General features: G+C 44.4%; 11 protein-coding genes and 1 other RNA gene. 2 read left to right on the top strand and 10 right to left on the bottom strand.

The genetic code is table 11. The annotated features are described in order from the left end of the window. The first annotated feature begins 118 nt into the window (after positions 1 to 118). Positions 119 to 1,756: a phosphoethanolamine transferase gene (locus AACQ75_RS12290; protein ID WP_170888728.1), complete on the top strand. Its 1,638-nt coding sequence runs from the start codon at positions 119 to 121 to the stop codon at positions 1,754 to 1,756. 29 nt (positions 1,757 to 1,785) lie between these two features. Here AACQ75_RS12290 and AACQ75_RS12285 read toward each other — a convergent pair whose 3' ends face one another. The 7 genes from AACQ75_RS12285 to AACQ75_RS12255 are packed head-to-tail and all read right to left on the bottom strand — an operon-like array spanning position 1,786 to position 8,145. Next, complete coding sequence (locus AACQ75_RS12285) at positions 1,786 to 3,198, bottom strand: ATP-binding protein (RefSeq protein WP_445285786.1); 1,413 nt, start codon at positions 3,196 to 3,198, stop codon at positions 1,786 to 1,788. Continuing rightward, complete coding sequence (locus tag AACQ75_RS12280) at positions 3,188 to 3,844, bottom strand: response regulator (RefSeq protein WP_013856454.1); 657 nt, start codon at positions 3,842 to 3,844, stop codon at positions 3,188 to 3,190. Before AACQ75_RS12280 ends, AACQ75_RS12285 begins: the two co-directional genes overlap by 11 nt. 3 nt (positions 3,845 to 3,847) lie before the next feature. After that, entirely contained in the window at positions 3,848 to 4,459 is a 612-nt protein-coding gene (locus AACQ75_RS12275) for a tetratricopeptide repeat protein (protein WP_170888727.1), read from the bottom strand. A gap of 44 nt (positions 4,460 to 4,503) precedes the next feature. After that, a complete protein-coding gene (locus tag AACQ75_RS12270; RefSeq protein ID WP_088732703.1) occupies positions 4,504 to 5,301 on the bottom strand; it encodes an SDR family oxidoreductase in 798 nt (265 codons plus the stop codon). After that, entirely contained in the window at positions 5,291 to 6,025 is a 735-nt protein-coding gene (locus tag AACQ75_RS12265) for a TenA family transcriptional regulator (protein WP_013856451.1), read from the bottom strand. Before AACQ75_RS12265 ends, AACQ75_RS12270 begins: the two co-directional genes overlap by 11 nt. A 1-nt stretch (position 6,026) precedes the next feature. Continuing rightward, positions 6,027 to 7,526, bottom strand: coding sequence for an AMP-binding protein (locus AACQ75_RS12260; RefSeq protein ID WP_170888726.1), 1,500 nt, complete (start codon positions 7,524 to 7,526; stop codon positions 6,027 to 6,029). A gap of 10 nt (positions 7,527 to 7,536) precedes the next feature. After that, positions 7,537 to 8,145: a thermostable hemolysin gene (locus AACQ75_RS12255; protein ID WP_013856449.1), complete on the bottom strand. Its 609-nt coding sequence runs from the start codon at positions 8,143 to 8,145 to the stop codon at positions 7,537 to 7,539. 377 nt (positions 8,146 to 8,522) lie between these two features. Between AACQ75_RS12255 and AACQ75_RS12250 the strand changes: the two genes are divergently transcribed. Beyond that, positions 8,523 to 9,008, top strand: a complete 486-nt coding sequence (locus tag AACQ75_RS12250) for a VOC family protein (RefSeq protein WP_047687889.1) — start codon at positions 8,523 to 8,525, stop codon at positions 9,006 to 9,008. Between the two features lie 127 nt (positions 9,009 to 9,135). Here AACQ75_RS12250 and AACQ75_RS12245 read toward each other — a convergent pair whose 3' ends face one another. The 3 genes from AACQ75_RS12245 to AACQ75_RS12235 all read right to left on the bottom strand — a co-directional run bounded on the left by AACQ75_RS12245 (position 9,136) and on the right by AACQ75_RS12235 (position 12,550). After that, positions 9,136 to 10,035 (bottom strand): LysR family transcriptional regulator, encoded by a 900-nt coding sequence (locus tag AACQ75_RS12245; RefSeq protein WP_170888725.1) that lies wholly within the window; start codon positions 10,033 to 10,035, stop codon positions 9,136 to 9,138. A gap of 178 nt (positions 10,036 to 10,213) precedes the next feature. Beyond that, positions 10,214 to 10,310, bottom strand: an RNA gene (ffs, locus tag AACQ75_RS12240) — signal recognition particle sRNA small type. 173 nt (positions 10,311 to 10,483) lie between these two features. Beyond that, a complete protein-coding gene (locus AACQ75_RS12235) occupies positions 10,484 to 12,550 on the bottom strand; it encodes a GGDEF domain-containing protein (protein ID WP_170888724.1) in 2,067 nt (688 codons plus the stop codon). Positions 12,551 to 12,571 lie beyond the last annotated feature (21 nt).

Genomic DNA, 12,571 nt, shown 5'->3' with positions numbered 1-12,571 from the left:
GGTACTAAGATAAGTAACTACCAAAAACTCATCTCATTCTAACGATTGAATTTCTTAAGCCTTTATTAAGAAAAGATCTTTATAAGTTCCATAACGTCTTCTCATCACACGGTATGTTATGGAACCCACAATGAAAAATCCTCGCTTCTCATACGCAAGTATTACCTTGTTGCTTGCTCTCTATTTCAGCTTGGTACTCAACATCCCTATTTATGCCAAATTGGCACAGATTTTTTCGGCTGCTGAGCAGTTCAATTGGGGGTTTGCGTTCTCAATACCGATTTTTTTCTTTTTGGCGCTGAACGTTATTTTCCAACTGTTTTCGTGGCCTTATTTTCTAAAACCTTTTTTTGCGGTCTTACTCATCCTTTCTGCTGTGGTGAGTTATGCGAGTTACAATTACGGCACGATTGTCGACCGAGACATGTTGATCAATGTCGTTGAAACCAATAGCAGTGAGGCAGGCTCTTATGTCAGTCTCTATTCCATTGTCTGGATCTCAGCGTTGGGCATCCTCCCTGCCGTTCTATTACTGCTTTCGCCACTTAAAGTAGAAAAATCCATTTCCCGCTTTTTAGGCTATAAAGCGCTATCAATATTGCTCTCTTTACTCGGCATCGTCATTATTGCGGCGCTGTATTATCAGAACTATTCGTCGGTTGGACGCAACAATAGTTACCTCAAGAAAATGATCATCCCCACTCACTTTGTCTATAGCGCTTATGGTCTTGTGAAAGATCGCTATTTTACCGAGCCCGTGGTGTATCAAATTATCGGCGCTGATGCGCAGCAGCAACCGAAAACTACCCATAGCCGTGATGCAGAAAAACCAACCTTAGTCTTATTTGTGCTAGGAGAAACGGCTCGTGCACAAAATTACCAATACTACGGCTACACACGTGATACCAATGCTTATACCGCGCCTTATCAGCCTATATTTTTCAGTGATGTCGCCTCTTGTGGTACTGCGACAGCGGTCTCTGTACCTTGTTTATTTTCCAATATGGATCGTCATAATTTTGATCGTACCAAAGCGGATAACCAAGACAACGTCCTCGATATCTTGCAGCGCGCAGGCGTCGACCTCTTATGGAAAGAAAATGATGGAGGCGATAAAGGCGTCGCGAAAAATATTCCGCAGAAAGAGCTGGATAAAACTGCGCGAGAAGGCCGATGTGACGGCAGCACTTGTTATGACGTCACAATGCTAGACAACTTAGATGAAGAAATTGCCAACCAAACTGGTAACCGAATGATTTTCATGCACATTATTGGAAGTCACGGACCAACCTACTTTAAGCGCTATCCTAAAGACATGGCGAAATATCAACCTGATTGCCCAAGAGCGGATATTGAAAATTGCAGCGTTGAGCAGATAGTGAATACTTACGACAACACTATTCGTTACACAGATTTTGTTTTGGCGCAGCTGATTGAAAAGCTAAAGTCACTGCAAGCTCAATACAACACCGCATTGATTTATGTCTCCGACCATGGGGAATCGCTGGGAGAAAATGGACTATTCTTACATGGTATGCCGTACAGCCTAGCACCCGATTATCAAACTCAAGTACCGCTTTTAGTCTGGTTATCTGACGAATTCGCCCGTACGAAAGGCGTGAATCAAACCTGTTTACGTCAAACAGCCACTCAGCCCTATGCTCACAGTAATCTCTTTCACTCTTTACTTGGCATTATGGATGTATCAACCAATGCATACGAGAAAGCGCAAGATATTTTTGCGCCATGCCGCTAAAGAGTATGGATAAAAACAGAAGAGATCCGTTAACTTAGATGAAAACAAACCCTGAAGATGTTGCTGTCGTTGTATCTTGGCAGCAACTCGACGGTGGCATTATGCAGCGCGGCGATATCACGGCAAATCGACATTCCAAGCCCTGCCCCATCGCCTTTTTCACTGTTAGCTCGATAAAAGTTATCAAATATTTTTTCTCGGGCTTCGTTCGTGATGTTGGGGCCGCTATCAGTCACATTCACTTGAATAAACTGATCATCGCCATGCAACGTAATATCAATGTGACTGTGTACGCCAGAATAGCGCATCGCATTATCGATTAAGTTTTTAAACAACACGCCGAGTAATAGCTCGTCGCCTTGAACCGACAAACTCTGCCCTTCAAAGCTCAATTGTTGGTCGTGCTTTAACGCTAACGGCGCAAGGTCTGCGATAACTTGCTTAATAGAGACTGAGAGATCGACCGTTTGTGATGACAACTCCAGAGTGCTTTCGACTTTGGCTAACATCAACAACTGATGAATAAGGCGGTCAGTACGCTCAATACCCTTAAGAATCATGTCCAGATCATATTTCAGTTGCTGCTCATTCTGGCTGAGCATGGCGTTTTCGGCATTTAATCTCAATACCGTTAGTGGTGTTTTAAGTTCATGAGCAGCCATGCGTGTGAAGCGTTTTTCTCGCTGCCAAGCCAATTCTAATTGAGCCAACAGTTGGTTGAGTGTCTCCACTAATGGTGAAAGTTCAGTGGTTTGTTCTGTAACGTAAATGCGATCCAACTTGTGGACACTGCGAATGGCAATCGCCGATTTTAGCTCTTGCAGTGGTTTAAAACTTCGGCCAATAAGCATCACCAACACCAAGATAACGCATGGGATCAGGATCAATTGCGGCAATGCGGTCGACAGTGCAATTTCATTGACCATTTCATCACGAATACTCTGTTTTTCCGCAACGAGAATGTATTCAGAGCCGCGATCAGGATGAGGTTGCGCCAATTGAAAATAACGCCATGTTTGGCCATCAATGGTGACGCTGCCAAATCCATCGTTGCTGGCATTAGTGCTAAAGGCGGGTTGCTGGCTATCAGAGCTGTACATCAACTGACCATCTCGATAAAACTGAAACAGAATGTACCGCTCATAAGGGTGACCATACTGCGTTGCCATCTCCTTGTTGGCTTGCGAAAGACGTTCAATGCTTTGCATCCACTGATCAAACTGTTGATGAAGATCGGCATTGTCTCCTTCTTTTATAGAGACAGAAGTCGCCATCAACAGTAATTTTGCCGATTGACCTAAGCGCGCATCGTAGACTTCTCCAATTTCATGATGTGCCGTAGAAAAACTGAAGTAGAGAGAAATAAGCAGTAAACTACCGCTTAACCATACAGCCGACTGTGTTAAACGACGTTTAATCGAAAAGACTTTTTTATTTTTCAATCATATACCCCACACCACGGATATTTTTGATGACATTTTCTGGCATTTTTTTACGCAAGTTATGAATGTGAACTTCGATAGCGTTGTCACTGCTGCCTTCGTCCCAGCCATGAAGCGCTTGTTGCAATAGCTCTTTGCTCATCACTCGCCCTGCTTGAGTGATCAAACTGGCGAGAATTTTATATTCATTGCGCGTCAGTTTGAGGGGTTGCTGACGATATTCAATCTCCTGTTTGGAAAGAGAGAGGCTCAGATCACCAATCGAAATCAGAGCCTCGGCGCTGCCCGAGCTGCGACGAATGATAAGCCGTAAACGTGCCAATAGCTCTTCTAGCGCAAAGGGTTTGCCAATGTATTCATCGGCTCCACCATCTAACCCTTTGACGCGATCGCTAATATCATCACGCGCCGTTAGGATCATTACAGGCAGCGAATAACCGGCGTTTCTAATGCCGCGCAACACCTCAAGACCATCCATATCCGGTAAGGTTAAATCCAAGATCACCGCCGAAAACTGTTCAGTTTTGAGCGCACACGCCACGCCGCCACCTTTTTCTAGCCAATCCACCGTATAACCTTGGCGAGTCAACGCCACCTGCATTGACTCGCCCAGTTGTTTGTCATCTTCGACTAATAATAAACGCATACGTTATTTTAAATTCTCCAACAAAAGAGCAATTTCTTGCTGACGCCCAGCATCGGCAATCGCTCTTTGTGGCCTTGCTGGTGCTTGTTGTGCTTGCAACAGGTACTTTCTTGCTTCATCGGTTCTGCCCTGCTCGGCAAGAAAATCACCGTAAAAATAGTTGGCATCAATTCCTGTCGGGTTAATCAGCAGTGCTCTTTGCAGCAACTCTTCCGCTTTAACGTCATCGCCAAAAGCCACTGGCCAGCCGGGCACTTTGTAATATAAGGTGCCTAAACTTGTGAAAGCCGAGCCATCTAAGGTATTAGGCGCTTGATCGATAACCTCTTCGTACAATAATTTCGCCTCTTTCACTAAAGATAGCGCACCCAACCCACCTTTTACGCCCGCTAATGAGGATTTATTGATGGCAAGCCACACTTTGAGTTCTGGGCTGTTACTTGATTGCATCTCTAAGGTGTTACGCATAATGACACGTTCAAAACAACGTTCTTGATCATCGCTCGACTTCATTTTGTATTGGCATTTGGCCCAATCAGATTGAACCTGAGCTAAAGGGGTGATCGCAAAGCGGGTGTCGTGCTTACCGCAAAGATGACCAATGCACTGACCCATTTAAACACAGTTTTCATATGTTGTTCTCCTTGAATTATCACGCTTTAACGGTTTAAAAAGGCAAGAATGGTTGCTTGCTGCTTTTTAATTGCCGACGAAATCACTGCTGGCCATAGTTGATTTAATCGCACCAACACTTTTTCAGGCCAGCCAATCCAGCGAGTTGTTGATTCGCTTTCGAGCATACTAAGCACATGCTGGGCAACAACCTCTGGCTCATCACAGTGATTGCCTACGGCTTGGTTAAACTGGTTCACCGTGTCATTATTCAGCTCGGTATTGGTCGCTCGCGGCGCTAGGTAAAGTACCTTGATACCCGTCCCCTCAAGCTCACGCTGCATCGCTTCACTAAAACGGTGCAACCCTGCTTTGGTAGCGCAGTACGTGGCATAACCTGGGTAACCAATAGCCCCTAAACTTGAGCCAATATTTAAAATAATCCCCGGTTTATTCAACCAATGTATCGCCGATTGAGTCAGTTGCATCGGAGCAAGTAAATTCAAATGCAGCTCCTGTTGCACTGAAACTGCGGTTCGTCTGGCTAATAAGCGAAACTGGTTAATGCCCGCATTATTGATCACCACACTGATTCGTTTCTGGCCCATAAAAAAGCGCTGAATGAAGGTGTTGATCTGCTCTATTCCTGACTCTGTGCTTAAATCTGCACTCAAAATCAGATGCTTCTCAGGCATGGGCAGCGTTTGCCGAAGTTGCTCGAGTTTTTGACCATCACGAGCCACCAGAACTAGACTGACTCCTTGCTTAGCAAGCAGCAATGCAATGCGTTGCCCGATACCACCGGAAGCGCCGGTGAGTAAAACATGTCGATGATTAAGATCCATATTGCGACCTTACACCTTGCGAAGCTAAATCTTGCGAACCTGCATGCACCATTGACTCGCAAGGAAGCGGTAGTTCTCGCAACATCTGCCCATACAGATCAAACACCATGTTTGCAGAGCGGATGATGGCCTCTTGATCGGATACACACTGAATGTTGTTCATTAACGACTCAAAAAAACGGATGTGCCCTTGGTCAAGTTCGCTGTGCGAAGTGAGATAAGTCATCGCCGCATCAGGAAGCTCCAAACGCTGTTTGACTAACCGTGCGATATTCCCACCGACACCCACACTGGTTCCTTCAAGTACCCACACCATGCCAAATAAGCTCAACGGGTTAGCGCGATCAATCTGGTGATAGAGATACGCCACCATGAGTTCGATGGAAGCGCTGACGCGCCCAGCGCCCTCATTATGACGCACTGCATCCACATCACCACCGCACGCTTTAATATCGTTCAAGATCCACTCTTGATGGCCTTTTTCTTCATCGATGTACTCGGCAATCGCCGTTCGTACCCACTCATATTCATCGCCTAAGCGGCTGCCACATGCCATCAGCAGTGGCACCGTATGTTTGACATGGTGATAAGCTTGAGTGAGAAAACGAATATACATCTCTAGGCTGATCTCTCCTCTTGCGCAGGCATCAAATACCGGAGCTTGCAACATCTGCTGCTGTGCTGGCTCAGTTTGTGTTTTTAAAATATGGAAAAATTTGCTCATTTTAAAGCTCCTCAGCCATTGAATAGAAGGAAGGAATAGAGATAAAAACCGTCTGTGGATTAGTGGTGTGGCGCGCCAAGCGAGCCTCTTGCAATGCGTTTTCAATAGCTAAGCGTTTTGGGCGACCATTAGCGGTCAACCACTTTTGCCAGCAGTGAATATCGCTCACCAACCAAAGCTGCGTGATGTGTGCGTAATCGGGCAATACGCTATTGAGCTGTTGCACGCGCGTAACGAGATCAGGTAAAGGACTGTCACTGACGGCCGTGAGGCCTGCCTGCCCGTCGCCCACCACCACAAATCGATGGTGTGCAATCAAAGCCAATGCTTGAGATTCAATCCATTCAGGGGCCACGTTACGCCCAAAACTGGTGATGATGAGGTTCTTTTTACGCCCGATTATGGTTAAAAAATCCTCATCATCGATTGTGGCCATATCGCCAGTTGACAACCACTCGTGGCTAAACGGCTCACCTAAATACCCCAAAGCCGTGTTGCCTTTAACTAACAATTCGCCATCTTGTGCCAGCGAAACCTGAAGATGAGACAGCACCTGTCCGCACGACCCCGGCTTATTTTGTTGGGGTGTATTCATACTCACGACCGAAGCACTTTCAGACAAACCATACCCTTCAAAAGCGGGAATGCCGAGTTGGCGAGCTGCGTCAATTAATTGGGGAGCCACTCGCGCCCCGCCCACGGCAACCCAGCGTAAAGGCAGCGCAAGAGCTGGGCTCTGCTTGACGACTTCAATTAATGCCAGCAATAGCGCAGGCGTTAACACCAAGCTTGACGGCTGAAACTGTTGCAGTGCGAGTGCGAACGTTGCACCACAGAACTGGCTAGAACCGGTCAAACCTACTTCGCTGCCACAGACAACTGTCGATGTCACACCCAGAACCAAAGGAACATACACACCCGTGATGTTTTCTAACAAGGTTGAGAGAGGCAGCATCACGAGGTGACGCTCAACTTGCGCGGACATTTTCTCTGCGATCGCCAGCGTGACCGCTTGCATGTTTTCGTCACTCAAACACACCCCTTTCGGCGTTCCGGTGGACCCAGACGTAAAGGTGATTTTTTGCGTCAAAGGCAACACCTGTGCTGATGGATTCGCCAAATAGACAAAAGCAGGTAGATGGCTGAGCGTTGAGAAAGGTTCACCTAGCGTTGGCCAATCACCTAAGCAAACATCAACCCCCGATTCATACAGTAAGTGTTCAACCTGTGCCTTACTAAAGAAAGTAGGTACAGGAACGAGCACTATTTTTGCGTGCATGGCCGCAAGGTCGATGATCACCCAATCCAAACTATTTTCAGCTTTTAATGCGATACGCTGTACCTGCCACTGGCGCAATGTGCGTGCTGTGGCTTCCACTTTTTCTAAGAGCTGTTGATAGCTCAGCGCTATCTTTTCTTGTTTGGCATTGTGCCCAATGAAGGCAATGCTATCTGGCTTTTGCTGCGCATGTTGATGAAGCGCCGATAAAATTTGGTTCATAGCAAAGGCCTCACGCTTGTTTCTGGTTTAAATGAAATCGGTTGAGCAACGCCAGCCCCTGCGCCAAATTTCCCGCTAAAATTCGAGGGCTGTGTTGGTAATAACTGCCCCAAATTTGGTTGGCGTTAGGAATGCAAGATGCTGACGCTTTCGCGATCAATGTCGGTTGTAAACCAAATCGACGCATCAAAGCATGCAGTGGATCCGTTGCTGTAAAAACGCACCATTCATACCCTAAATCAACCAGCTGTTGAGCGATCAAAGTAAAGTGCAGCGCCGATAAACCACGACCAAAAGAGGCCAGTTGGCCAAATTCAATCAAAGCACTTCGGGATACTCGGCAATCAAAACGCTGCGATAAAATTTCATCGGCAGGTTGGTCAAGGTATTGTTCGAGAAATAGAGGCTCTTGCTGCGCTACGCGAAAACCACATACGGATTTCATTTCGTCATGATCAAGCAAAGCTAAATAAGCAGGCATAAAAGTAATAAGGCGTGCATCAAACGCTTGCTGATAACGCTCGCGCACAAGGTGTATGGCTTCCAACCAGCGAGGATGAGAAGGATCAATTACGGCCAATTGCAGATCAGATGCTGAGCGTATGGTTTTCATCGGCATTTCCTTTTTGCTTACTCTGTAAACAAAAATAACGGACGTAACTTAAGAATCCCTTAATAAGAGATTTTTTCTTCAACTCAATGGATGAGGCGCCGTTGAATATCCGATACCACTCAGCTCACTCGCAAATGCGTGGCCAAATCTGAACTGAACGATTTTTCTAAATTAGCCTGTCACGGATTGGCTTAGATACGGAAAATTATCATTTTCTACTATCGCCATTTGTATTGGTTCTAACACGGTGACATCTTGCGTTTCAATTATAATTATAATTTATCACTTTTATAATTAATGATAATTTTATTTAATCCATCAATCTCCATATACTCCGATCTATCGAAACGAAGCCAAAAAATCAAAGGTATTAGGAGCGAATTATGAAAATGAATCACGTCGGTATTATGGTTGGCGATATGGATAAAGCTGTTGAGTTCTACACTCAAGCTTTGGGTTTAAAAATCGTTATGAATAATACACAAGTTATTGAAGAGCGAGAGTCAGCGATTGGCCGCATGTGTATTGCTGTTTTTGGTGAAGGTTTCAAAGGTTTCAATATTGCACACCTAGTAACAACTGATGGTATTGGTGTTGAATTGTTTGAAATGAAAGAGCGCGAAGAGCGTCACGAAGTAGACTTCTCTCGCCTTGGTATCTTCCACTTCTGTCTACAAACCGACGACTTTGAAGGCGCGATTAAGCGCATTGAACAATATGGCGGTAAAGCGCGTATGGATATCATGCGTTACCATCCAGAAGATGATAACAAGCTCGCTAAAATGGTTTATCTAGAAGACCCATTTGGCAACCTATTTGAGCTTTACTCGCACTCATACGAAGAAACTTATGCCTCTGATTACGAATAGTCGATCTGTGATGCATTAATAAAATTTCAAGGGCAGGTAGCACAACCAGCCCTTTTTAGTTTCTATTGCAAGGTCAGCTATGAAGCTTTAATGCCAATATCATCTGCTTATGTGGAGTTCAATCAAGTCAAACAGCCTTAAAAGAGTGATTAATAACGTCAATGACTTGCTCATAACGCCTAGCAAGAGGTGAGTTAAGTTTGCTAACCAAGTAAACAGGTTCTTGTATGTCTTCGGTAATGTTGAATATTTTTAGCTGCTCTTTATCCGCGAACAAGTTAACGCACCATCGAGGAACCACTGTAAAACCAATCCCTTTAGCTATAGGAACTAATATTTGGTGCACTTGGTTAATATAGCTTTGCGTCGAAACATCCTCCAAATCGACTAGACGAAGCAAATCATTATTCGCTTGATTGACATATGTTTGGAAGTAGTGAGCGAAATCTGGATGACGAACGACTCCCAATTCTATTAACAAGTCATTTATAGGCAAGCTTTCGTCTGCGGACAGTGGCAATACAAGAGCAAGACACTCCGCACCAACAATACGGCTCGCGAAATATTTAGGGTTAGGTTCTTTTGTCACTAGACCTATATCCAGTTTCCCCTGCAATATCTGCTCAAATATACGATGGTTTGGCGTTGCTTCTAACTCAATGGATAAGCCTGGATAGCTCACTTGCAAAGAAAGTAATTGTGAATAAATCAGCCACGCGAAAGTCCCCGAACAGCCTATAGTACAGCGACCACGGAAAGGTTCGTCGTGTGCTAGATTCTGTAATAACTCAAACTCTTCTTCAAAGTGTTTGACAGCATAATCGTAAACTTTCCGCCCATAGATTGTTAACTCAAATTTCTTGTTAAATCTCTTTATCAAAGGATAACCGCAGGCAGCTTCTAGTTTATTTATGTGCTGGCTTACCCCGGGTTGCGTCATATGAAGTAACTCAGCCGTTTTAGTAAAGTGCCCAATATCGACTAATGTTTTAAAAGTGTTTAACCAAATAGGATTGAGCATAGTCATAAACCAATAGTTATTAATAAATCAACTTTCAATAATAATTGATTATAAATGAATCAGCATGTCTTTGGACAAAATGTATGTTTCAGATTGCAATATGATAAAACATTATTGCATTAGCTTTTGAAACGAAGAAATCGGGAGTGTACGGATAAAGTTTGTCAGCGACAAAAAAGGGTGGAGGCCCCAGCCACATCCCGGCACACACGTCGCCTGCTGCGGCTGCTCCCTTCCGGGCCTGACCGAGTTCACAAGTTAGTGTTGCGGGAGGACCAGAGCCTCCATTGATTTGTTTTCTTGGCTTGCTAGCCAAAGAGTGCGGCGATTATCAAGCATCATAGTAATGATTGCAAGCCGAAATCCCAATGGATGGAAGCTTTTTGTTTTAAGTGAACACCATTTGAACAAATCTTCTGTTTTCTCTTCTACTCAATAAAATAGGTGAACTATTTTAGCTCTTGTTTGAACTTCTGATTATCTTGAGAAGAGGCTTTGTATTATCTCGTTGGCCGCTACCGTGGTGCTTACTTTGGTACATGGCAATATCAGTTTGGTGCAATACTTCTTCCAGGCTCATGAAATGATCTCTGTAATTCGACACACCAATCGCCACATTGACTTTTATGTTTAAATTTCGAGCAGAATCGCTGTAGGTAAAGGACTCTAACTGCATTAACACAGGCTCAAGCTCCTCATCACTATATTGCCCAATCAGGATAAACTCATCACCCCCGATTCGGTAACTACGACCACGCCAAATAGAATCGATACGGCTGGCAAGTGCTTTCAACACTTCATCCCCCACTTCATGACCATAGTTATCGTTTATCGGCTTAAAGTTATTCACATCTAAATAAATCAAGGTTAGATCGCTGTTTAAGCCTCTCGAATAACGGCGATATAAAGCTCGGCGATTACGCAGCTTGGTTAAATTATCGGTAACAGATTGTGAGTGTAGATAGAAAGCGACCACTAACAAGAAGCCAAATACCAACGTAAACAGCCATTGAGTGTGGCGTGAAAAAGTTTTCTCGGCCGCTAACGTTGCTCGCCAATTCGGTTGATAATCATAGGTGTTGATGATTTTCTGCGTATCAATCATCTTAATAGCACGAGTAAATAAAGGAGCCAGCGAAGCGCCCATGCTATTTTTGGGAAAGCCCATTGCAATCTCAGACGAGTAAAAACTGCCGATAAATAGATCTTCCTCCAACGGCAATAAGTTATCCGCTTCGCGCAATATTTGGTTAAAGTTAGCACGGTTTAGAACGATGTAATCGACCTCCTTACCGAGCAAGGCTTTGATCAATTCATTTTGAGTTTTATAAACATGTAGCACTTTATTGGGCAGCATTTTTCCTAACAGTTCTTCAAAGAAATCTTCTTTAATCACGCCGATGCGCTCAACAATTAATTCCGACACATTGCTGTAAACATTGCCTTTGTAATTTTCACGCTTAATCAAGACGGCTTCAGGCTGGTAATACGTGTCACTAAAATAAACGTCGGATTTTCGTTGTTGAGAGACGGTAACTGGTACTAGGATATCAATGCGTTTATTGACCAAATCGGCATACATACTCTCCCACGTTTCGTCTGGCTGGCTGGCCAGTTCGCATTTGAGCAACAGAATGTCACATGCTTTAAAAACAATGTCTGCGTTTATTCCTTTCACTTTACCATCGTGCTGATACTGAGCAAATTGGCTGATGTTCTCCAATTTTACTTTTAACGGTCGCTGCACGTTTAAGCCGCTATCGATGACTGATTGACGCAACGCCTGCTTGCGGATATCAAATTGGTATTTTTGTACTGATTCTCTAAGCAGTTTTTGTACCGACGCTGAGTGTACATATTCTTGAATTTTGTTGAGTAATAAAGTGTTGTGCCCTTTTGGCGTAATAATGGCAACCGGCTGAATAGGCAGTTGGTCATTAAGCAATTGCGCATCGAGCCCTGCCATCAACATCGGCTTTAATTGATTAATCGCGTCTACGACCACATCGACTTCAGCCGTGCTTAAAAGTTCTTTGGCACGCCGAGCACCATCATACTCAATCTGTATAATATGAGGAAAATAAGCGGCAATCAGCTCACCATAAATCGTTCCTTTGGGAACCCCGACCCTCGCCAGATCGGTTAACTGTACGTTGCTGTGGCTAAATGCATAGGTATATTCAATATTGGTAGGACTAGAGAAATCAAAGCGTTGAGCACGCTGTTCGGTGTAAGTCACATTGGCTGCAAAATCGCTCTCCCCTTGTTCGATAGCGGTCAAGATCGCATCAAAGCTGGGGTAATTAACATAGTCAATCTCAAGGCGAAATTGGTAAGCAATGGCATCAAACAAAATACGCGTGACAACATCGTCCGCTTCTGTCGCTACTCGATATGTTTTAGCGTTGATTATGGGAGCACTGATGACGCTGTGTGCCGCCGTTGCTAGCCATAAAAGACCTATTAGCCGAAATGCACGAACCATGACGTTTATATTATTGTAATGAGAGGTGAGCATCATATACTAATGCTCTATATATGC

Source organism: Vibrio sp. B1-2 (genome assembly GCF_963888445.1).
GTDB lineage: Bacteria > Pseudomonadota > Gammaproteobacteria > Enterobacterales > Vibrionaceae > Vibrio > Vibrio anguillarum.
This window is presented reverse-complemented; position numbering and strand designations above follow the sequence as displayed.

Excerpts from the sequence above, each read along its gene's own strand:
- AACQ75_RS12290 (WP_170888728.1), top strand. The coding sequence starts at position 119 with ATGGAACCCACAATGAAAAATCCTCGCTTCTCATACGCAAGTATTACC.
- AACQ75_RS12280 (WP_013856454.1), bottom strand. The coding sequence starts at position 3,844 with ATGCGTTTATTATTAGTCGAAGATGACAAACAACTGGGCGAGTCAATG.
- AACQ75_RS12275 (WP_170888727.1), bottom strand. The coding sequence starts at position 4,459 with ATGGGTCAGTGCATTGGTCATCTTTGCGGTAAGCACGACACCCGCTTT.
- AACQ75_RS12270 (WP_088732703.1), bottom strand. The coding sequence starts at position 5,301 with ATGGATCTTAATCATCGACATGTTTTACTCACCGGCGCTTCCGGTGGT.
- AACQ75_RS12265 (WP_013856451.1), bottom strand. The coding sequence starts at position 6,025 with ATGAGCAAATTTTTCCATATTTTAAAAACACAAACTGAGCCAGCACAG.
- AACQ75_RS12260 (WP_170888726.1), bottom strand. The coding sequence starts at position 7,526 with ATGAACCAAATTTTATCGGCGCTTCATCAACATGCGCAGCAAAAGCCA.
- AACQ75_RS12255 (WP_013856449.1), bottom strand. The coding sequence starts at position 8,145 with ATGCCGATGAAAACCATACGCTCAGCATCTGATCTGCAATTGGCCGTA.
- AACQ75_RS12250 (WP_047687889.1), top strand. The coding sequence starts at position 8,523 with ATGAAAATGAATCACGTCGGTATTATGGTTGGCGATATGGATAAAGCT.
- AACQ75_RS12245 (WP_170888725.1), bottom strand. The coding sequence starts at position 10,035 with ATGACTATGCTCAATCCTATTTGGTTAAACACTTTTAAAACATTAGTC.
- AACQ75_RS12235 (WP_170888724.1), bottom strand. The coding sequence starts at position 12,550 with ATGATGCTCACCTCTCATTACAATAATATAAACGTCATGGTTCGTGCA.